Source organism: Psychromonas saccharinae (genome assembly GCF_051201515.1).
Lineage (GTDB): Bacteria > Pseudomonadota > Gammaproteobacteria > Enterobacterales > Psychromonadaceae > Psychromonas.
Window position 1 is genome coordinate 2,969,043 of the sequence record NZ_CP195153.1, and the last position, 21,142, is coordinate 2,990,184.

At 37.2% G+C, this 21,142-nt stretch carries 21 protein-coding genes and 1 tRNA gene; 16 read left to right on the forward strand and 6 right to left on the reverse strand.

The genetic code is table 11. The annotated features are described in order from the left end of the window. Window positions 1-77 precede the first annotated feature (77 nt). Window positions 78-168: transfer RNA gene (locus ACR30L_RS13195), tRNA-Ser, on the reverse strand. A 118-nt stretch (window positions 169-286) separates the two neighbouring features. Continuing rightward, on the reverse strand, window positions 287-925 hold the full coding sequence (locus ACR30L_RS13200; protein ID WP_435234712.1) for a hypothetical protein: 639 nt from the start codon (window positions 923-925) through the stop codon (window positions 287-289). 347 nt (window positions 926-1,272) lie between these two features. On the opposite strand from ACR30L_RS13200, the gene leuS reads away from it, so the two are divergent. From leuS to nadD, 4 genes are all read left to right on the forward strand, one after another. Next, a complete protein-coding gene (leuS, locus tag ACR30L_RS13205; protein ID WP_435234713.1) occupies window positions 1,273-3,852 on the forward strand; it encodes a leucine--tRNA ligase in 2,580 nt (859 codons plus the stop codon). Between the two features lie 110 nt (window positions 3,853-3,962). Next, window positions 3,963-4,493 (forward strand): LPS assembly lipoprotein LptE, encoded by a 531-nt coding sequence (lptE, locus tag ACR30L_RS13210; protein WP_435234714.1) that lies wholly within the window; start codon window positions 3,963-3,965, stop codon window positions 4,491-4,493. 2 nt (window positions 4,494-4,495) lie between these two features. Then, window positions 4,496-5,491: a DNA polymerase III subunit delta gene (holA, locus tag ACR30L_RS13215; RefSeq protein WP_435234715.1), complete on the forward strand. Its 996-nt coding sequence runs from the start codon at window positions 4,496-4,498 to the stop codon at window positions 5,489-5,491. A 23-nt stretch (window positions 5,492-5,514) separates the two neighbouring features. Beyond that, window positions 5,515-6,171, forward strand: a complete 657-nt coding sequence (gene nadD / locus ACR30L_RS13220) for a nicotinate-nucleotide adenylyltransferase (RefSeq protein WP_435234716.1) — start codon at window positions 5,515-5,517, stop codon at window positions 6,169-6,171. A gap of 19 nt (window positions 6,172-6,190) precedes the next feature. On the opposite strand, the gene trxC is transcribed toward nadD, so the two are convergent. Beyond that, window positions 6,191-6,625, reverse strand: a complete 435-nt coding sequence (gene trxC / locus ACR30L_RS13225; protein WP_435234717.1) for a thioredoxin TrxC — start codon at window positions 6,623-6,625, stop codon at window positions 6,191-6,193. A gap of 318 nt (window positions 6,626-6,943) precedes the next feature. On the opposite strand from trxC, the gene hypB reads away from it, so the two are divergent. Both hypB and cspE read left to right on the forward strand, forming a co-directional pair. Continuing rightward, on the forward strand, window positions 6,944-7,690 hold the full coding sequence (gene hypB, locus ACR30L_RS13230; protein WP_435234718.1) for a hydrogenase nickel incorporation protein HypB: 747 nt from the start codon (window positions 6,944-6,946) through the stop codon (window positions 7,688-7,690). Between the two features lie 248 nt (window positions 7,691-7,938). Next, window positions 7,939-8,148 carry a transcription antiterminator/RNA stability regulator CspE gene (gene cspE, locus ACR30L_RS13235; RefSeq protein ID WP_435234719.1) on the forward strand — a complete coding sequence of 70 codons (210 nt, stop codon included), beginning with the start codon at window positions 7,939-7,941 and terminating at the stop codon, window positions 8,146-8,148. Window positions 8,149-8,429: 281 nt separating this feature from the next. On the opposite strand, the gene ACR30L_RS13240 is transcribed toward cspE, so the two are convergent. The 3 genes from ACR30L_RS13240 to ACR30L_RS13250 form a co-directional block, all read right to left on the reverse strand. Further along, window positions 8,430-9,602 carry a YcbX family protein gene (locus tag ACR30L_RS13240; RefSeq protein WP_435234720.1) on the reverse strand — a complete coding sequence of 391 codons (1,173 nt, stop codon included), beginning with the start codon at window positions 9,600-9,602 and terminating at the stop codon, window positions 8,430-8,432. Between the two features lie 174 nt (window positions 9,603-9,776). Beyond that, window positions 9,777-10,208, reverse strand: a complete 432-nt coding sequence (locus ACR30L_RS13245; protein WP_435234721.1) for a VF530 family DNA-binding protein — start codon at window positions 10,206-10,208, stop codon at window positions 9,777-9,779. A 53-nt stretch (window positions 10,209-10,261) separates the two neighbouring features. Then, window positions 10,262-11,866, reverse strand: coding sequence for an ABC-F family ATPase (locus ACR30L_RS13250; RefSeq protein ID WP_435234722.1), 1,605 nt, complete (start codon window positions 11,864-11,866; stop codon window positions 10,262-10,264). A 728-nt stretch (window positions 11,867-12,594) separates the two neighbouring features. Between ACR30L_RS13250 and fbp the strand changes: the two genes are divergently transcribed. From fbp to ACR30L_RS13300, 10 genes are all read left to right on the forward strand, one after another. Further along, window positions 12,595-13,614 carry a class 1 fructose-bisphosphatase gene (fbp, locus tag ACR30L_RS13255; RefSeq protein ID WP_435234723.1) on the forward strand — a complete coding sequence of 340 codons (1,020 nt, stop codon included), beginning with the start codon at window positions 12,595-12,597 and terminating at the stop codon, window positions 13,612-13,614. A 43-nt stretch (window positions 13,615-13,657) separates the two neighbouring features. Beyond that, window positions 13,658-14,182 (forward strand): RpiB/LacA/LacB family sugar-phosphate isomerase, encoded by a 525-nt coding sequence (locus tag ACR30L_RS13260; RefSeq protein WP_435234724.1) that lies wholly within the window; start codon window positions 13,658-13,660, stop codon window positions 14,180-14,182. A gap of 278 nt (window positions 14,183-14,460) precedes the next feature. Next, on the forward strand, window positions 14,461-14,751 hold the full coding sequence (locus tag ACR30L_RS13265) for an efflux RND transporter permease subunit (RefSeq protein ID WP_435237910.1): 291 nt from the start codon (window positions 14,461-14,463) through the stop codon (window positions 14,749-14,751). Window positions 14,752-15,320: 569 nt separating this feature from the next. Further along, window positions 15,321-15,722: a hypothetical protein gene (locus tag ACR30L_RS13270; protein WP_435234725.1), complete on the forward strand. Its 402-nt coding sequence runs from the start codon at window positions 15,321-15,323 to the stop codon at window positions 15,720-15,722. Then, window positions 15,706-16,101, forward strand: a complete 396-nt coding sequence (locus tag ACR30L_RS13275) for a hypothetical protein (protein WP_435234726.1) — start codon at window positions 15,706-15,708, stop codon at window positions 16,099-16,101. The genes ACR30L_RS13270 and ACR30L_RS13275 overlap by 17 nt, the downstream gene beginning before the upstream one ends. Before the next feature lie 54 nt (window positions 16,102-16,155). Then, the gene (locus ACR30L_RS13280; RefSeq protein WP_435234727.1) at window positions 16,156-17,490 is read left to right on the forward strand and encodes a bile acid:sodium symporter; all 1,335 of its coding nucleotides are present in this window, start codon (window positions 16,156-16,158) and stop codon (window positions 17,488-17,490) included. Window positions 17,491-17,540: 50 nt separating this feature from the next. After that, the gene (locus ACR30L_RS13285) at window positions 17,541-18,194 is read left to right on the forward strand and encodes a peroxiredoxin (protein WP_435234728.1); all 654 of its coding nucleotides are present in this window, start codon (window positions 17,541-17,543) and stop codon (window positions 18,192-18,194) included. Between the two features lie 255 nt (window positions 18,195-18,449). Next, complete coding sequence (locus ACR30L_RS13290; RefSeq protein ID WP_435234729.1) at window positions 18,450-18,926, forward strand: hotdog domain-containing protein; 477 nt, start codon at window positions 18,450-18,452, stop codon at window positions 18,924-18,926. Between the two features lie 8 nt (window positions 18,927-18,934). After that, window positions 18,935-19,768 (forward strand): MBL fold metallo-hydrolase, encoded by an 834-nt coding sequence (locus ACR30L_RS13295; protein WP_435234730.1) that lies wholly within the window; start codon window positions 18,935-18,937, stop codon window positions 19,766-19,768. 204 nt (window positions 19,769-19,972) lie between these two features. After that, the gene (locus ACR30L_RS13300; protein ID WP_435234731.1) at window positions 19,973-21,133 is read left to right on the forward strand and encodes an MFS transporter; all 1,161 of its coding nucleotides are present in this window, start codon (window positions 19,973-19,975) and stop codon (window positions 21,131-21,133) included. Window positions 21,134-21,142 lie beyond the last annotated feature (9 nt).

Here is a 21,142-nt window from a genome sequence, read left to right on the forward strand (position 1 = left end):
AAATCTAACTATAGAATTGATTTTAATACTGTAGATAAGAAAAAACCCACTGAAATCAGTGGGTTTTTTCTTTAATGTGGCGGAGGAGGTCGGATTTGAACCGACGGAGAGCTATTAACCCTCGCTGGTTTTCAAGACCAGTGCATTCAGCCGCTCTGCCACCCCTCCGAACGAGATGAATAATAGCGACTATCGACTTTACTTGTAAAGAGTAAATTGGCAAAAAAAAACCGTTTGCTGTTTTTATCAGCAAACGGTTGAAATAACCATCAATATTAGCGGGGTTTTACACCGGCATATTAATATGTGCCTCGGGAAACTCTTCTGCATGGCATTCAAATAAATATTCATACAGAGAATCTAAGGCACTTTTATCGATCCTTTCACTAATGGAATATGCAACGACTCTTTCGTCAACTCGGCTAATCTGTAATCCGGAAATAGCAAGTTGCTTCCCATTAGGAAGTTGGATAAAAACATCATCAAGTACTTCGGGAAATTCACTTTGGATATTTGGATCAACTAAAAAAGAAATACCCGTGGCAGAAAGATCTTCTATTTGAAAGCGTTGTTGTTCTCCGTGTTTATTCACCAGATACGCTTTTTTATCGTTAGTCGTTAAACGCCAAGCTCGACGTGTTTTGCCTGTTTCAAAAATTTCTGGCGCCCTAAGGGTCATTTTTAATTCGGAAAAATCGCCGGTATGAATGTGTACGGGAAATACAATATGGTGATTATCGTATTGTGCAGATAGCTGTAATGTATTGGCTTGGCCTAATTGCGATAACAAGGTTTCCCCCTTAGCTGAAGAGTGCAAACTAAAGTCGAGTTCCTTTGTATTATCATCATCGTGAGTTAGCATAATTTCAGAAAGCAGATCAATTTCATCCTTTTCTAAGAATAAATTGCTGTTTTTTGTGCTCATCCTGCTCTCCTACACGTTTTTTGGCAATAGCATCTAGTGAAGTCACTGTTATTTATATTAAAATATTAAAAATGCTATCGGTTATTTGTGAATCAATCCCTGCTCACATTATCCCCACTCTAGGTTAAATCATCAATCGAATAAGGTCATCTTTTTATTAAACAATCACCAAAAACTCCATGAAATTTAACGATTCTTCACAAATAAGACAGTATTGTTGCCAAAAAATTCAAATTGTTTAAAAGAGTAAGACAAAATGTTTGGGTATAGTTATTGTTGCCACCTCGTTGCTCCTGTATCCTTACGCATTATTTATTATTTCATTTTTTATTGCAGGCAGACTGAATATGCAAGAGTTATATAATCCAAAAGAGATTGAAAACAAATTTCAAACACAATGGGACGAAAACCAATCATTTAAAGCCATCGAAGATCCCTCAAAAGAAAAATACTACTGCCTGTCAATGTTCCCTTATCCAAGTGGCAAATTGCATATGGGTCACGTACGTAACTACACCATTGGTGATGTTGTATCTCGTTTCCAACGCATGCAGGGTAAAAATGTGATGCAACCAATGGGTTGGGATGCATTTGGTCTACCTGCCGAAAATGCAGCGATCAAAAATAACACCGCACCTGCTGGTTGGACTTATGAAAATATTCAATATATGAAAAAACAGCTAAAACAACTCGGTTTTGGTTATGATTGGGATCGTGAATTAGCGACTTGCCAACCTGAATATTATCGTTGGGAGCAATGGTTCTTTACTAAATTAGTTGAAAAAGATTTAGTGTATAAAAAAATGGCGACGGTAAACTGGGATCCCGTTGACCAAACTGTACTTGCAAATGAACAAGTTATTGATGGTCGCGGTTGGCGATCTGGTGCTTTGGTTGAACAAAAAGAAATCCCACAATGGTTTATTCGCATTTCTGCATACGCACAAGAATTATTAGACGATTTAGATCAACTTGAAGAATGGCCTGAACAAGTGCGTACAATGCAACGCAACTGGATTGGTCGTTCTGAAGGTATTGAAATGGACTTTACAGTAAGCGGAAGTGATGAATCATTTTCCGTTTACACAACCCGTCCAGACACTGTAATGGGGGTAACTTATGTTGCCGTTGCAGCACAACATCCTCTTGCACTTGAAGCAGCGAAAAACAATCCGACTTTAGCGGCATTCTGTGAAAAATGTAAAAACGTTAAATTGGCTGAAGCTGATATTGCCACCATGGCAAAAGAAGGTGTTGATACAGGCCTTAAAGCTATTCACCCTATTACGGGTAAAGAAGTGCCAATTTGGACTGCAAATTTTGTATTAATGGGTTACGGCTCAGGCGCGGTTATGTCAGTCCCCGCTCATGACCAACGTGATTATGAATTTGCAAAAGAATACGGCCTTGATATTAAAGCCGTGATTAAACCAGCTGATAGTGACGTTGATGTTTCTGTTGAAGCCTACACTGAAAAAGGTATTTGTTTTGATTCAGGTGAATTTGATGGCCTAGATTTTACCGCTGCCTTCGATGCGGTAGAAGCTAAACTAGTCAGTGAAAATAAAGGTAAGCGTCAAGTTAACTTCCGTCTACGTGACTGGGGTGTTTCTCGTCAACGTTACTGGGGCTCACCTATTCCAATGTTAAACCTGGAAGATGGTAGCGTTGTGCCTGTCCCTGAAGACCAATTACCGGTTGTACTACCTGAAGATGTACAGATGAATGGCATTACATCGCCTATCAAAGCCGATCCTGAATGGGCAAAAACAACTTATAATGGTCAACCAGCTTTCCATGAAACAGATACTTTTGATACCTTTATGGAATCAAGCTGGTACTACGCACGTTATTGTTCACCACAAAGCGACGATATGATGCTTGATCCAGAAAAAGCAAATTACTGGCTACCGGTTGATCAATACATCGGTGGTATCGAGCATGCTATTTTGCATCTTTTATACTCTCGCTTCTTCCATAAATTATTGCGTGATTTTGGTTTAGTTAACTGTGACGAACCGTTCAAGAAATTACTAACTCAGGGCATGGTATTAGCAGATGCTTATTACTATGAAGATGAGAAAGGCGGTAAAGTTTGGGTATCACCTAACGATGTTGATACTGAAACCAATGAAAAAGGTAAAATCATTTCCGCCAAAACCAAAGATGGTAAAGTCGTTATTTACGATGGCATGAGCAAAATGTCTAAATCTAAAAATAACGGTATTGACCCACAGGTAATGATCGATAAATACGGTGCCGATAGTGTTCGTCTATTCATCATGTTTGCCGCCCCTTCTGACCAAACATTAGAATGGTCTGATTCAGCATTAGAAGGTTCATTACGTTTCTTAAAACGTTTATGGAAATTAAGTTTTGAACATGTTGCTGCTGGCGACGTTGTTCCACTTGATGTTAAATCACACAATGATGCACAAAAATCATTACGCCGAGAGCTACATAAAACAATTGCAAAAGTAAGTGACGATATTGGCCGTCGCCAAACCTTCAATACAGCGATTGCAGCAGTAATGGAGTTAATGAACAAATTAACGAAGGCACCGACTGAAAATGAACAAGATCGTGCCATTCTTCAGGAAGCATTAGTTGCAACGGTTAAGTTACTTTCTCCTATTACGCCTCATATTTGTGGTGAGTTATATACGGCTTTAGGACAAGACGATGAGTTACTAAATACACCTTGGCCAAATGTTGATGAAAGCGCATTAGTTGAAGATTCGAAACTTATCATTGTTCAAGTGAATGGTAAGCTACGTGCAAAAATTACTGTCCCTGCGGATGCACAACAAGATGCTGTTGAAAAGCTTGGCTTCGCCGATGACAATGTCAGTAAATTTACCGATGGAAAAACTGTGCGTAAAATTATTTATGTACCTGGTAAACTACTTAATATTGTAGCGAACTAACCATCCGTTTTAGAGCAGCCATTTAATATTCATTAAATGGCGTTATGACTATCAATGAAAGTAGGTAATAATCTGCTTTCATTGATATTTCAGTAAATAAAGGCCTGTCTATGAACCTTTCTTTTATCGCAACGTATTACCGTAAAATAAGTTTTATACTACTTTCACTTATCTTACTAAGTGGCTGTGGTTTTCACCTTAAACATAACAATGGATTGGCTGATAAATACCCTAAAATATATATCCAAAGTAGTATTCAAAATAAAGAATTAGTTCGCTTTGTTGAAATGCGTTTACATGGTGCTGGCATCGAAGTTGTAAAGACCCCAGCTTATAACGTTACCATCCTTAAAATCGGTCGAGTTTCCAGTTCATCACGTATTATTTCATTATATGTAACGGCGGAAAATGCAGAAGAAGAACTAAGTTATAACCTTGATTATTCTATTCAAGATCCGGGTTACCCTGCACAGGATTTTTCCTTTAACTTATATCGCGACTTCCTTGAAGACTCTGAAGAAGCCTTGGCTAAATCCCGTGAAGAAGAGCTACTTACCGAAGAGATGCACAGTATTGCCGCAGATCATATTATTACGACAATGCTTAGTCTCAATAAAGAGACCGAAGGAAAAAGTCAGTAACCGTGCGTATTTATCCTGAACAATTATTGCAACACCTTAAACAACAAATACCAAGTTGCAGTTTAATATTTGGTGATGAAGCTTTGCTGTGCTTAGAGGCAAAGGATCAGATTCACCAAGTTGCCAAGGCGCAGGGATATTTAGAAAAGATGTCCTTTAGCTTGGATGGGAAATTCCCAAGTGATCAGATTTTTAGTGAGTTTACCTCACTATCGTTATTTTCAGATAAGAAGATTATTGAGCTAAGTTTAACCAAAACAACCAAGGAAAATACTGCGTTTATACGTGAAATCACACCGCTTTTAAATCCAGATATTTTATTAGTGATTGACGGCCCTCGACTCAATACCCAACAAATGGGCAGCGTTTGGTTTAAAACATTAGAACAGCAAGGTATTTACATTAATACCAACTTGCCACCAGCAAGTCGTTTCCCACAATGGGTTTTTCAACGTCTTAAAGCATTAGATCTGCATGCTGATAAAGATATTATTGATTATCTTTGTCTTCATTTTGAAGGTAATTTATTAGCTGCTAAACAAGAATTTGAAAAATTAGCATTACTTTATCCCAAGCAACACTTAACGCTACAACAAGTTGAACAAAGTATCACAACGCATAATCATTTTAGTCTATTTCAATGGGTAGATAGTTTGCTAGAAGGTCAGCAAGCGCGTTCTGTGCGTATTTTGAAACAATTAAAAGCGGAAGGCACTGAATTGCTTTTACTAACAGCAACCCTCGGTAATGAACTGCAAAAATTACTTAAACTAAATTACCAGAGCAAGCATACGCCATTGAACCAATTACTGAATCAACAAAAACCTAAATTATGGCCTGCGAAGCAGAAAATAATTGGCGATGCACTGCAACGTTTAGACACACAACAATTAGAAAAATTAGTCATTGATTGTGCAGGAATGGAAATCGCTATCAAAAGTGAGAATGATATGGATCAGTGGTTGAAACTTGAAGCATTAACCGCTTCATTTTTATAATGTTGCACTGTAGGTAGATAATTATGACCAATCAACGACAAGCAATTGGCTTTTTAGGCGGCACCTTTGATCCGATTCATTTTGGTCATCTCCGCCCTGCCTTAGAAATAAGTGAGCGTTTATCATTACAAAAACTTTTTCTTATGCCAAACCATATTGCACCGCATAAATCTGGCACTCAATGTACTTCCTTACAACGCAGTGACATGGTAAAGCTTGCTATCGCATCTCAGCCCATGATGGAAATTGATACACGAGAACTCAATCGAGATAAAGCCAGCTATACCATTGATACGTTAAAAGAACTGAAACAAGTTTATCCCAATACACCGCTCTGCTTTATAATGGGAATGGATTCTTTATTGAGTTTTAACAGTTGGTATAAATGGCAAGAGATACTGGACTATTGTCATATTGTGGTGAGTCAGCGACCACAATGGCACCCTAATTTCAATACCACAATACAAGAGGTCATTGACCATTGCCAAACAATTAATATTCAAGATTTACATACTCTTGACCATGGTAAGATTTACTTTCAAGACACTTCTCAGCTTGATATTTCATCCTCTTACATTCGTCAACTGATTCATAATCAACTGAGTATTGATTTTTTAGTACCGGACAGTGTTTCTCAATATATCAAAGAAAATAACCTGTATCAGACTAAAGCTAAATAACCTTAGTCCCGAATTAAGATTATTTAGTTAATGCTTTATCTAACCATCCGTCGAATTGCTTTTTCGACAACGCACCACTCAACATATCGACGCGCTGGCCATTTTTAAACACCATTATGGTTGGAATACTGCGTATTTGATAATGTCCTGCAATAGATTGATTCGCTTCAGTATCTACTTTTAAAAATCGAACATCTCCGCTTCTTTCTTTAGCCACTTCTTTATATGTTGGCGCAAACCCTAAACAGGGCTGACACCAAGGAGCCCAAAAATCAATAACAACGGGCTTATCACTAAACAAAATAGCATCAATATTATTATCGGTCGCTTCTACTGGGGCACCATCAAACAGAGATGCTTTACATTTACCGCAAGTCGCAGCATCACTGACTTTATCCTGTGGAACACGATTCATTGCACCGCATGAAGGACAGCGCGTTTTAAATGATGACATGATTACCTCGTAATATTTTTATGGTAGATAGGAGAATTTCTAGAAAACGTTATTAAGATAATACTAATATACCCGTTACTATCCAAAATGCAAAGACAGTAAGCACAATTATTCTCGTCATTTGACAAAATGATAATGTCATCGCAATACACATTTTTTGAACTCGATAGAAATTTAACCAATAATAATTTCTTTGTTATCAATCAATTAACTTTTTTACTTAAAATACCCCATTAAAAACATCAACTATTTATAATAAAATGGAAAATATTGACTAAAATAGAAGGTAAATAAAGATAACTTAGCATGGAATATATTATGCGAGACTCAATTGATTGCAATAAACTAAATGCAAGCAACATATTTACTTATCAACCCTCTCAAACCTACTACAACAGTCCACCAGGTCAGTTGCCATTATATCGTAGAAGGAAAATAAACCTTATTGATAATGCCTATTATGCCAATCATAATCGTCAAACGTTTGAACATGATAATATTTTTACCATCAATCTTATTTCAAGCCCAGGTTCAGGAAAAACAACCCTGTTAACAAAATTAATTAAACGCTTGAAAAGCCAACATCAATTAGCCGTCATTACTGCAGATCAACACACACAATTAGATACACAACGCATTAAAAAAACAGGCATAAAAGCGATTCAAATTAATACGCAAACAAGCAGCCATTTACAGGCACAAATGATAAAGAAAGCCTACCAAGGTTTAACAATAGAGACGAATAGCTTTCTATTTATAGAAAACATTGGCAACCTCATTTGTCCTGCAAATTGTGATTTAGGAGAAGCACTTAAAATTGTTGTATTATCAGTAACCGAGGGAGAAGACAAACCTTTAAAATATCCAGCTATCTTCAAAAATGCTGATTTGCTAATTATTAATAAAATAGATCTTTTGCCCTATGTGAAATTTAACATAAAAATATGCACCCAATATGTACACCAAATAAATCCCAATCTAAAAATCATGACCCTATCAGCAACGACAGGTAAACACATTTCGCAGTTTAGCCAATGGTTGGTTGAGCAAAAAGAGAAATATTAAGCTGATTTTGTTTATTTAAATAACAAATAACTAAAATAATAGATAGCTATCTATTATTTTATAGGATAGTATCCAGTTCTGCTCTGCAACTCAGAGTTATTAATGAAAGTATAAAGTCCAAGTTTCTCTCAGATACATCATCATTTGTTGTCCTCAGTGTTTCCGTAAGCTTCATCGTAACATTCAATAATTCCGTTCCCAGCGCTTCGCTATTTCGCGATATTTTATAATTTATATAAGGGACACACATGTCTAATACAACTGGTTCAGTAAAATGGTTTAACGAGTCTAAAGGTTTTGGTTTTATCTCTCAAGATAACGGCGGAGAAGATGTTTTTGTACATTTCCGTGCGATTGCATCTGAAGGTTTCAAAACATTAGCAGAAGGCCAAAAAGTGTCTTTTGAAGTAGAACAAGGACAAAAAGGTCTACAAGCAGCGAATGTTGTAGCACTTTAGTCTAGACATATAAAGTAGGTGTTATCGCCTACTTTTAATCATCACAATAATACAATGAAAGGAAATTAAATGGCTCGAACTACCGGTAGAAAAAGATTCTGGTTTCAACAAACCCGTATCGAAACTCAAACAGTAAAAAGTACCAAAGAAAAAACAACAAGCAAAAACTAAAAACTGATCCAAAAAAGCTATTTACAAGGAGCCTCTATCCTTCGTAAATAAGCTGTATCTAACATCAATTCCGTTCATGCTTTATCTTCAATTCCAATAAGATTTATTAGCTAATCTACAAGCTCTACATCTGATTTTGGTACACAGCAACAGGCTAATACTTTACCTTCTTCAATTTCACCGGGGAATAAAGCCGGCATATCAGGCTGGTCGACTTTGCCAGACTCAAGGGTCATTTTACAAGCACCACATAAACCTGAACGACAACTACTGGTGATAGCAACACCTGCCTGTTCAGCTTGATCGAGCAATGTGCCTTGGTTATCTCCGTCAAACATATAACCATTAACACTGATCGTAATTGCCTTTAATGTTTCTTCTTCAATGGCATCACCACTGGTATCTGGATAAACTTCTTTCGCTTTACTTTCTAGCACCATCACTTTATCTCCTTGACGAATCATTCCTTCATTTTTGGCTATCACATTTTGTCCAAAAAATATTCCGCCGCTTTCATCTGCACGAAAAGTAGAGAGTGTTTTCAAAGGCTCATTTTGCTCACTACGCATCGCCGTTTCGGGATTCACCGTTGTCAGAACACAACGTGCACAGGGTTTAACAATTTCAAATTCAACCTCACCAATTTTAATGCGCTTCCAGCCATCTTCAGCAAAAGCTTTGGTGCCAGCGACAACAATATTAGGTCGAAATTGTGCCATGGTATGGGTTTTAGGACTACGCTGATTCAGTTCATCGAGTGCGCTCTGACTGACCAATAACAACGGATAGCCGTCGGCAAAACTAACATTGGTTTGGATTTTCTCACGTTGGCGATTTGATTGTTCACCGGTAAATAATAATTGTACTTTTTTACCAATAATATAAGTAAACCAAGCATTAGCCGCTTCAGAAGTTGCGTAAGCTTGAAATTCATCGCCCCACACATTACAACTCACTTCTTCCATCATAAAGTCAGAAAAGGATAAATGCAGAGGATCTGATTCTGGATAAGTCAGCACTAATCCGTTCGCTTGTAAGGCCGATTTAATACGCACCATTTGATTATTATCACGGGCCGTAACCATCTTACCATTCATATCTGCCACCATAAAACGGCGGTCAAAACTTAAACCTTGCTGCTCAACCCATGAGGAAGACAATGAAATACCAGTAATTGATTTAACCGGATAAATATTTATTTGTGAGATTTGAGGAAATGTATATTTGTCTGAATCGACGGTTCCACTCGGGGAAAGTTGCTGTTCTGATTCTATTTTGCTCATTATCACTCCGACATTTTAATGTAATGACAAAGATGTTAGCAGATATCAAGCAAATAGATCAGACAAAATATATAATAAAGTCTCGATTTAACCCATTAGATCTTCACCTTTATGCCTAGAATCTGCTCACCTCTCGTCTTGCTGATTTCTGCATCTTGAATAGTAACGGGTATATTATTTCACATTCCAAGGGTTACTCGGATCGTAAGCAGGCTCTTTTGATAAACGGCTTACAGCATTATCCGTGTATATTCTTAATTTTGCTGCGCGGTCAATCTCTTCAATCACCTCTGCAGTGATATCGACAGGAGAACCACATTGCTGTTCAACGGGAATTAAGCGATCTCGTGGTGGAATAGCCAATTGTTTATCATCGGGACAAGGCAAATTCTTAAATTGATATAAATAAAAATTTTCAACTTTATCCTTTGCCCATTGATAATTGCGTAAGAATTTAACCGTCGATTTCATCCCCGTATGAAATTGAAAACGCTCAATACGTAATGCATCGCTTAATAGTGGCCAACCATAATGTTCAGAAATTTCAGTTAATAACTGATCCATTTTTAAGCCATATAAAGGGTTATTTAATTTATTATCAATCATAAATGTCCTAGTGAGAAAAAGCAGAAAGTATATTCACAATCTGCTTATCTTTCTTAAGCAACTTTTGCCGCTTCTTTTTGGTTTGCTAAATATTCGTCTAGCGTGCCTTGAAAATTAGTTATTTGCTTATTTTTAATATCAATAATGCGTGTTGCTAAAGAAGAAACAAAAGCGCGATCATGACTGACAACAATCAAAGTTCCTTCAAAATCTTTTAATGCATTATTTAATGCTTCAATCGCTTCCATATCCATGTGGTTAGTCGGTTCATCCATCACTAATACATTGATATCACTCATCATTAACTTACCGAATAACAATCTATTTTTTTCACCACCAGAACAATTACGCGCTTTTTTATTTGCATCATCTTCGGTAAATAAAAGACGCCCTAACATACCACGCACCATTAAATCACTGTGCTCGGGTCTTCTCCATTGAGACATCCACTCCATTAAAGTTAAATCATTTTCAAAGGCAGCACTGCTATCCTGTGGACAATAACCAACCGATGCATTTTCAGACCATTTAATCACACCTTGTTTATGCTCGAGGTCATTCACTAAGCAACGCAAGAAAGTTGTTTTACCCACACCATTCTCGCCAATAATAGCCAATTTAGCACCCGCTTCTAAAATAAGGTCACCACCTTGGAATAATAATTCTTCATCAAAGCCATGCCCTAATTCTTCAAGTACAAGTGCCTGACGATGCATTTTTTTACCTGGTGTAAAACTAATGGACGGGACAATTCGGCTCGATGATTTCACATCATCAAGTTTAATTTTTTCCATTTTCTTAGCACGCGAACTGGCTTGTTTGGCCTTAGACGCATTTGTACCAAAACGGTTTACAAAGTCTTGTAATTCATCAATTTCAGCTGCTTTTTTAGCATTCCCTGACAATAGTTGTTCACGTAATAATGCAGACTGTTCTAAAAAATATTCATAATTACCAGGATAGATACGTAATTCACCATAATCGATATCCGCCATGTGCGTACAAACGGCATTTAAGAAATGACGGTCATGAGAAATAATGATCATGGTACATTTACGTTTATTTAATTCACCTTCTAACCAATCAATCGTATGGATATCCAAGTTATTGGTCGGCTCATCAAGTAATAATATTTCAGGATTTGCAAATAATGCCTGAGCGAGTAGCACTCGTAATTTCCACCCTGGTGCAACCTGTTGCATTAATCCATAATGAAAAGATTCCTCTATACCCGCTTCAATTAAGATTTCACCCGCACGACTTTCAGCACTGTAACCATCCATCTCTGCAAATTGACTCTCAAGGTCGCCAACACGCATACCATCGGCTTCGGTCATTTCTGGTTTTGCGTAAATACGATCTCTTTCTTGTTTCACCTTCCAAAGCTCAGTATCCCCCATGATCACCGCATCAATTACGCTATATTGCTCAAACGCAAACTGGTCTTGACTCAAGTTCCCGACTTTATATCCAGGTGTAATAGAAACATTGCCAGAGGTTGGTGTTAATGCCCCACTGAGAATTTTCATAAATGTGGATTTACCACATCCATTTGCCCCAATTAACCCGTAACGATTGCCATTACCAAATTTAGCTGAGATGTTTTCAAAAAGTGGCTCTGGGCCAAATTGCATTGTGATATTAGAGGTAGAGATCAAAGAGAATATTCCTAGGGGTTAATAACAAACATTGAGACATAGCTCACAATAATAAGGTCACGGAGTATACAGCATCCCTAGATCGATACCTAGGTAAAAGGTGATGAAATCGCCAACATTATCGCGTGATTTTCATACTACGATATATAACAAACGGGTATTACAGAATAAATGTAATCCTTTCAGATAGTTAACAAAACGTAAACGGTAAATAAATCTCTGCAACATTTATTAATTTACGCTAATAAATGTATTAATCCACCACGTAAACAACCCACTCTATTTGTATGATTAATAATAATGATATAAATTGACACTATTAGAATAAGATTTGTAAAATAGATAAAAAATGATATCTTAACTACCGCTTCAATACAGCATTAAAATATAACAAAACCCCACTAAACCCCTATAAAATATAGTAAGTACTTTATCATTACAGATCACATTATCACTGGATTCACTTGCCATATTGATTAGAAAACCTGTGCAATAGTTCACTCTATAATAAATAAAAAATATAAAAAAAGTACCTACGTCTCAAAAAATGAAAGTTGTGATAACTTTTATTTGTATTATTATATATCTCGATTATTATTTCTGTATAATCGATCCAAGTAATCTAAGTCTCAGAAAACTTGTTACAGTTTAATTAACTCAGCTTTAATACAAACTCTAATTATTCGTTGGTGTTTGTCCTTCTAAAAACTGACATGGATAAGATAATTATGATCACGCTTGATGAATACGTCATTAAAAAACAAAATGAACATCCTGGTGCTACAGGTGAATTAACCGCACTATTAGGTGCAATAAAGTTAGCAACAAAGGTTGTTAATCGCGAGATCAACAAAGCGGGATTAGTTGATATTATCGGTACAACGGGTGTCGAAAATATCCAGGGAGAAGTCCAGCAAAAAATGGATTTATTTGCCAATGATAAATTCAAAGCCGCACTTGAAGCACGTGGTCAAGTTTGTGGTATTGCTTCTGAAGAAGATGATGAAGAAGTTATCTTTAACACAAAAACCGGTAATAACTGTAAATATGTTGTCTTGATGGACCCACTTGATGGTTCATCAAATATGGATGTTAATGTTTCCGTTGGCACTATCTTCTCTATTTATCGTCGTATTAGCCCACTTGGTCAACCGGCAACATTAGAAGATTTTTTACAACCAGGCAGTGAACAAGTTGTTGCAGGTTATGTCATGTATGGCTCATCCACGATTCTTGTCTACACAACGGGTAATGGTGTACACGGTTTTACCTGTGATCCATCACTTGGTGTTTTTTACCTATCACATGAAAATATTACGTTCCCGGATAATGGTTCAATTTATTCAATCAATGAAGGTAACTATTTGAAGTTTCCTTTAGGTGTTAAAAAATACCTAAAATACTGTCAGGAAATTGATGAACCGACTAAACGTCCTTATACCTCGCGTTATATTGGTTCACTCGCACCTGATGTACACCGTAACATGTTAAAAGGTGGCATTTATATTTATCCTTCAACGGCTTCTGCTCCTAATGGGAAGTTACGTTTATTGTATGAATGTAATCCGATGGCATTCTTAGTTGAACAAGCTGGCGGTAAAGCAACCGATGGTTTCCAACGCATACTAGATATTGAACCCACTGAGATACACCAACGCGTTCCCTTCTTCTGTGGTAATACAAACATGGTTGAAGATGTTGAAGCAATGATGGCGGAATTCTCGGCTGATTGTGATTCAAGAAAGTAGCAACGCTGGAATAATAAAAGTACAAATGTAGGAGATTTATATCATGATAATAGCAGTCGCATGTGACCAGTTAGGTTTTAATTTAAAGGAAGAAGTTAAACTATTATTGCAAAGCCAAGGTCATCAAGTCATCGACTTTAGTGCTGATAAACAACAGGCATCGCATTTACCTGGTTATGTTTATCCAGCAGCCATCGCAGTATCAAAGGGGAAAGCTGATCGCGGTATTTTTATCGATAGTGTTGGCTTTAACAGTGCGCTGATTGCAAATAAAATAACCGGATTATTTGCTGCTGCATGTCAAGATACTTTATGTGCACAATTATCGCGTTCTCAGTCTAACACCAATATTCTTTGCATCGGTTCTCAGCTTATCGGCTTAGAAATCGCGAAAGAAATAGTCAACACATGGATGACGACTGAGTTTCGTTGTGATGAAGAAGAATATAAGAACAATATGGAAACAGTTGTTCGAATCTCTGAAAACCACCTCAAACCACTATTTCGTTGTGAAATAGATAAACAAGAACGCTATATCGATCAAGTGATGACCGAAAGTTTAGCGTAATGTTTTAAAAGGGCTATTTTTCTACTTAATTTTTGAAGTGAAAAATAGCCTTCTTAATTAACTATTTTTTAAGATAATACATCCCCTTTTCAAGGACAATGTTCTTCTACGCGCTAAATTCAAACTGACTTCCAATTAATATGTATTCATTAACCATTCGCTCACCTAGCAATGGGGATATAACCGACCTCACTATTCCTTACTTTTAATGTTACTAAAGTCATACTTTGGCCTGAAATATAAATCACACCACCTAGTCTCATCTATATCCGTTACCAATCAAGACAACTAGCTTAGCAGAAGCGTGCTTACAAGCAGTACGCGCTCGCTTTAGAGCAATATTTATCACATCACTAACAACACTCGCAGGATTAACACCACTGTTAACCGAATCAAGCACGCAAGCTCAATTTCTAATTCCACTTGTCGCCAGTATTGCATTTGGATTATTAGCAACAACGTTGTTAGCATCAATTATTGTTCCTAGCGTATTAATGATACTTGACGATCTTAACTTATTATCTCTTCCCAAAAACCAACTAGAGGCGAGGTCTGTAAAGGATAGCTAGCAGTAGAATCCATTTCCTACTCTACTTATCGCCTCAACAAAGCGAAAGTAATACGGTGCCACTGAGCACACCGTTGAGTAGGAAAAACGCAATGCAATATTAATTAATTTTTTAAGAAGCAATTTACAGCACTTTATACACTGTGTTTGACCACATAAGATAATGCCTTTTATACCCGTTACCAATCAAGATGCGTTTATCAGTCACTAGCTCGGATACCAAGGCAAAGCGTGGCCCCTACAAAAATACAGTCATTACATTTTTACCAAACATACCGTGTAATAATTTTTAAACAATAAAAAATAGATACTATTTATGCATCACCATTAACATCTCTCGCTCCATTATTTCATGCCACCAAACAGCAAGGTTGCAATAACGCACCCTTGCAACCTTTTAGCAAAAACCGCAACCATCAATACTCATAAATGCAACCTTTAAAAAGTTCACAAATATTAAATTTAAACTTAAATATCAACAAGTTAACTTAAATTATAAATATTGGCACAATAGTTGACATATACCCTATATGAAACAACTTAATAATAATTAAAATCGCAAGGGGATTTATGAAAGTTGCATTACTAACAACGCAATCACGGGTGTCTCCGGTGTTTGAAACAACGCAGACTTGGATAGCAATTAATGCTTCACTCACAGAATGCAACATACAGGAAACACATTATTTTAATAGCCAAAATGAAACCGAAATGGTTGATGAATTGCTAAAGGAAAATGTTGAAATGGTTATCTGCGGTGCACTCCCCTTTTATATTGAGGAATCACTTATCAATCAGGGTTGTGAAGTGTTTGCTTTTATTGCCGGTGATGTCAACGATGTTGTTGATGCATTAAATATGAACATCTTAGATAGACCAAAATTCAAAATGCCCGGCTGCCAAAAACGCAAAAGAAGAAGAAATAACTTTTGTATTAATAAAAAGGAAAAATATCATGCAAGTAATGAATAGAGGAAGAAATAATTGTCGTCGTAACCATCCACTAAATATTGGTTTTCAACCATTACAACGTGTTCGTTGCTGCGGTCAGTTTATTGTAGAAGACGAACAAAATAATGGAATAAGAAACAATCAAGCTAAAGGAAGAGGGAGAGGTTTAGGGCGTCGTGATGGTCAGGGGCAAGGTATTGCAAATGGTCAAGGACCTCGTAATGCAAATGGCAGAGGCAATGGACAAAACAATGCCATAAACAATAATGCACCACAAGGCGTTAATGGTCAGGGAATGCGAAATGGACGAGGTCAAAATCGCGGTCAAGGCTTGGGTTATGGTAATGGACGTGGTTTAGGGAATGGACCAAGACAAGCACTAACAACTGAGCAAGAATAATCAATTAAGTCTGTATTAACACACATTAATACAGACTTTCCCTTAGAGGTAAGCATGAATAAACTATCTTGGCTACAAAAAAACTTAATAATAAGCATTCCACTGACCATGTTAGTCGCATTGTTCTATGGCTATTTCAATGATGTCGACTACCTTAAGAATTTAATTATACCGCTTACTTTTTTAATGGTATTACCAATGATGATCACCCTACCGATACGTAAAGTATTTGAAGGTGGTGATATGAAAGTGCAAGTTGCTACGCAATTTATTAATTTTGCGATCACTCCTTTTATTGCCTTTGCCATTGGCATATATTTTTTTCCTGATAATAAATATTTAGCACTAGGATTATTATTAACAGGGCTATTACCCACATCGGGAATGACCATTTCTTGGACCGGTATGGCAAAGGGAAACATGCCTGCAGCAATCAAAATGACTATTTTTGGTTTATTAATGGGCTCAATTCTGACACCTATTTATATTAATCAATTAATGGGGGCTGCTGTTGAAATTGCGATGTTAAAAGTTGTTCAGCAGATTGCGATCATTATTGTTATTCCCCTCATTCTTGGACACTTAATTCAACGTGCACTGATCGCCAACTATGGGATGGCGCATTATCAAGAAAAATTAAAAAAACAATTCCCTCCTATTTCAACTTTAGGTGTGCTGGGGATTGTATTTGTCGCAATGGCTTTAAAAGCAAAAACAATATTCCAAGATCCCGTTGTTCTTCTACATATTTTTATACCGCTACTGTTGTTATATACCTGTAATTTCATTCTGAGTACGGTGATCGGCAAACTATTTTTTAAACGTGGTGATGCAATTGCCCTTCTTTACGGCAGTGTAATGCGCAATTTATCTATCGCATTGGCCATTGCGATGACAGCCTTTGGTAAAGAAGGTGCTGATATCGCGTTGGTTATCTCACTCGGTTATGTCATTCAAGTACAAATGGGCGCATGGGTAGTGAAATTCACTGACCAAATTTACGGTAAAGCAGAGCCCCCCATTGCACAACAATTTGTTCACCAAGGTGTTTTTTCTTTATATCAATCTGACACATTGCAACAAGCCGTTGATTTACTCGCTGAAGAAAAAATTCATTCTTTAGCCATTCTAGACAACGATGAAAAAGTGCAGGGTATATTAACGATTAAGGAAGTAATGGACCAAGTTTCAGAGCAGCGCCCAATGACAACTCCTATTTCTAATTTACAGTTAATTGAACCGTTATTGATGGACATACAACAGCCTATTGCAGATGTTGCGAAGGAAATGAAACGCCATCATAACTACAAAGTATTAATCACCAATAAAGTCGGTCAAGTTGAAGGTATTATTTCGAGCATAGATATTCTCGAATACATCCACAACTAACACCAAAACAACCACATATCTAACGCTATTGAATCAAAGAGGTTATTACTATGGACAACATTGAACCAGCACAAACAAGTGCGTTTCCACAACTAAATAAACCAGCGCCTAACTTTAAAGCAAAAACAACACACGGTGAAAAACAGTTATCGGACTACAAAGGGAAATGGCTAGTTCTTTTCTCTCATCCCGCTGATTTCACGCCTGTTTGTACCACTGAATTCATGGCTTTTGCCAAACATCACGATGAATTCTTAGCAGAAGGTGCTGACTTATTGGGTTTATCAATTGACAGCTATTACAGCCATGTTGCGTGGGTACGTAATATCAAAGAAAAATTTGGTGTTGATGTAAAGTTTCCAATTATCGAAGACCTTTCAATGAAAGTAGCCAAAGCCTATGGCATGGTTCACCCTGGCGCTTCTGATACATCTGCGGTACGCGCTACTTTTATTATCGATCCCGAAGGTATCCTACGAGCAATGGTTTACTATCCAATGAGTAATGGGCGTTCCATTCCTGAGTTTTTGCGTCTATTACGCGCGCTCAAAACTGCAGATGCCCATAAAGTCGCAACACCTGAAGGTTGGCAACCGGGTGATAAGGTCATCGTACCACCACCACAGAATGCGGATGCAGCAGAAGCGCGTTTAGGTGAAGGCTATGAATGCACCGATTGGTATTTCTGTAAAAAAGATCTGTAACCACATTATTATACCAATCGTAATAATTAGCTGATCTATTTTGCTGGTTAAAATAGTTTATTTCTTTGTTGAAAGTTTCGTAAAGGGAACACCATTTACATCAACTTTCGCCTCAAACTAAACCATTTTTCCAGCGCAAAATTTAGATCACATATTTAATACAATTGGTATTATCAAATAGCCATAAATCTATCATGTTTTTTGGCTATTCTTATATTAATCACCACACTGATTAATTCAATTAACGAGTTCAGCATGAATAATTCGAATCATCCATTTATCCAAAATGAAATTGAAAAACTTGATTTCATTGAGTCTCCCATTACCTTAAAACAAGTCGAAAAACACCATAGCCACCAGCATTGTATGTTGTGTGGGACCCAAGCAAGCTTCGGTTTAAAACTCGATTTTTATCAAGATCAAGATGGCATCGTTTGGGCAATAACAAAGGGCAGTATTCATCACCAAGGGTATCAAGGTATATTGCATGGCGGTTTTATCGCAGCATTGCTTGACTCCGCAATGTGCAATACTATTTTTAGTCGCGGTGAAGAAGCCGTTACCGGTGATATTAATATTCGTTACCTCGCCGAAATCCCCCTTACTGCGGATATTCTCATTCGTGCAAAAATCGTTAAAAATTACCTAACACTGTACAAAGTCGAAGCTGAAATATATGTTAATCAGCAACTAATGGCGAAAAGTGCAGCTCGTTTTATGAAACGTCAATAGGTCTAACCATGAAGAACTGCATCACCGTCATCGTTGATAACAAATCACAAATTGGGCTTAAAAATGAACACGGCCTTGCCATTTATATTGAATACAATGGTCAACGAATTTTATTTGATAATGGGCAAAATAAAGAAGCCTTGTTTTATAATGCCGAACAATTAAATATCCCCTTAACTAATTTAGATTTTATTATATTAAGCCACGGCCATTATGATCACAGTGGTAACTTAGATACCCTACTCAAGTTAAATCCCAATGCACATTTTTACGCTCATCCAGATTGTTTACAAACGCGCTATTCGTTGCATCCAAACAAAGCGCCACATACGATATCTATCAAACCAAATATACTCATGGCGCTTTCTGAATTTGCCGATACACAAAAACACTTTATTACCAATGCAACCGAAATAACGCCAGGTATGTGGTTAACAGGGCAAATTCCGCGTATCGCCGCCGATGAAGATACAGGCGGCCCATTTTTTCTTGATACCGATAAAAAACAACCGGATTTACTCAATGATGATATGAGTCTTTGGCTACACACCGAAGACGGTATAGCGGTAATTTGTGGCTGTTGTCATTCAGGTATCATCAATACGTTAACCCATATAAAACAGCGATTACCTTCAGAGACTAAAATGACATTATTATTGGGTGGATTACACCTTGTTCATGCCAATAAAACACGTATTGATGCCACTATTGATTATCTCAATCAACAACATATTGACAATATTTATCCTGCCCATTGCACCGGTGATAATGCGCAGGCTTTACTACAGCAGCATTGTGCAAATGTGCACTCGGCCAAGGCCGGTATAACGCTATTCCTTTAACGATTGATTTATACCGATCGTAATAATTAGCTGATCTATTTTGCTGGTTAAAATAGTTTATTTCTTTGTTGAAAGTTTCGTGAAGGAAACAACTATTTACATCAACTTTCGCCTCAAACTAAACCATTTTTCCAGCGCAAAGTTTAGATCACATATTTAATACAATTGGTATTATCAACATAATACGACGAGCCACATGACATTATGAGTAACACAACATTTAAAAAATCCGAGGTGTTTACCATCTCCTGTGCCCATATGCTACACGACACCTATTCATCATTTTTAGCGCCTTTGTTGCCGTTACTTATTGATAAACTTGGGATGTCGTTGTCCGTCAGTGCATTGTTAGAAATTATCAGAAGAATACCAACGCTTTTCAATCCATTTTTTGGGTTACTTGCAGAAAAAACTGGGGTTAAGTATTTTGTAATATTAACCCCGGCTGTTACCGCTATTGCGATGAGCCTGATTGGCCTAGCTTCGTCCTACAGTATCTTATTTATATTACTGTTTGTTTCGGGCATAAGCGCTGCACTTTTTCACGTCCCTTCCCCCGTTATCATCAAAGAAGCATCGGGTAATCGAGTCGGGACGGGCATGAGTTGGTTTATGGTCGGTGGCGAATCTGCAAGAACCATTGGTCCATTATTAGTCACTGCCGCTGTTTCTCAATGGGGACTTGAAGGGATATACCGATTAATGCCTCTAGGATTACTTGCCTCTTTTATTCTGTATCTCAAACTTAAAAACTTCGGCAATGATCCTGATACAGCGAACCAGAAGATAAGAAAACCACAGGAAAAAGGTGACACTAAAAAGCTACTCAAGAAATATATGCCCTTTTTTTCTATTTTAGGCGCCTATTTATTTTTTCAAGCGGGAATGAAAAGTGCCATAACGCTCTACCTTCCTGTCTATTTAACGAATCAGGGAGCGAGTCTTTGGTACGCAGGTATCTCTTTATCTGTACTACAGTTTTTCGGTGTATTAGGTGCGTTTATGTCAGGCAATACCTCTGATCGCATCGGTAGAAAAAACACATTAGTTATCACCAGCATTGCCTCTGCCTTGTGCATGGCGCTATTTTTAAAATTTGGAAATATTTATATTCTTGCGTTTTTAGGATTCTTTTTATTATCGTCGGGGCCCGTGCTGATGGCAAGCGTACAGGATACACAAACACATATGCCCACATTTATGAATAGCATGTATATGACCATCAGCTTTAGTATCACATCTATGGTTGTGTTTTTCGTTGGGTTATTAGGTGATGGATTGGGATTACACACTACATTTATTATTTGCAATATTTTTGCAGTCGGTGCAATCCCATTTTCATTTTTATTAACAAAATATGTTTAAAATGATTAA

Coding starts and splice junctions, on each gene's coding strand:
- ACR30L_RS13200 (WP_435234712.1), bottom strand. CDS start 925: ATGAGCACAAAAAACAGCAATTTATTCTTAGAAAAGGATGAAATTGAT.
- ACR30L_RS13280 (WP_435234727.1), top strand. CDS start 16,156: ATGAATAAACTATCTTGGCTACAAAAAAACTTAATAATAAGCATTCCA.
- trxC (WP_435234717.1), bottom strand. CDS start 6,625: ATGTCATCATTTAAAACGCGCTGTCCTTCATGCGGTGCAATGAATCGT.
- ACR30L_RS13290 (WP_435234729.1), top strand. CDS start 18,450: ATGAATAATTCGAATCATCCATTTATCCAAAATGAAATTGAAAAACTT.
- ACR30L_RS13245 (WP_435234721.1), bottom strand. CDS start 10,208: ATGATTGATAATAAATTAAATAACCCTTTATATGGCTTAAAAATGGAT.
- ACR30L_RS13285 (WP_435234728.1), top strand. CDS start 17,541: ATGGACAACATTGAACCAGCACAAACAAGTGCGTTTCCACAACTAAAT.
- nadD (WP_435234716.1), top strand. CDS start 5,515: ATGACCAATCAACGACAAGCAATTGGCTTTTTAGGCGGCACCTTTGAT.
- leuS (WP_435234713.1), top strand. CDS start 1,273: ATGCAAGAGTTATATAATCCAAAAGAGATTGAAAACAAATTTCAAACA.
- ACR30L_RS13240 (WP_435234720.1), bottom strand. CDS start 9,602: ATGAGCAAAATAGAATCAGAACAGCAACTTTCCCCGAGTGGAACCGTC.
- fbp (WP_435234723.1), top strand. CDS start 12,595: ATGATCACGCTTGATGAATACGTCATTAAAAAACAAAATGAACATCCT.
- cspE (WP_435234719.1), top strand. CDS start 7,939: ATGTCTAATACAACTGGTTCAGTAAAATGGTTTAACGAGTCTAAAGGT.
- ACR30L_RS13275 (WP_435234726.1), top strand. CDS start 15,706: ATGCAAGTAATGAATAGAGGAAGAAATAATTGTCGTCGTAACCATCCA.
- ACR30L_RS13295 (WP_435234730.1), top strand. CDS start 18,935: ATGAAGAACTGCATCACCGTCATCGTTGATAACAAATCACAAATTGGG.
- lptE (WP_435234714.1), top strand. CDS start 3,963: ATGAACCTTTCTTTTATCGCAACGTATTACCGTAAAATAAGTTTTATA.
- ACR30L_RS13260 (WP_435234724.1), top strand. CDS start 13,658: ATGATAATAGCAGTCGCATGTGACCAGTTAGGTTTTAATTTAAAGGAA.
- ACR30L_RS13300 (WP_435234731.1), top strand. CDS start 19,973: ATGAGTAACACAACATTTAAAAAATCCGAGGTGTTTACCATCTCCTGT.
- hypB (WP_435234718.1), top strand. CDS start 6,944: ATGCGAGACTCAATTGATTGCAATAAACTAAATGCAAGCAACATATTT.
- ACR30L_RS13270 (WP_435234725.1), top strand. CDS start 15,321: ATGAAAGTTGCATTACTAACAACGCAATCACGGGTGTCTCCGGTGTTT.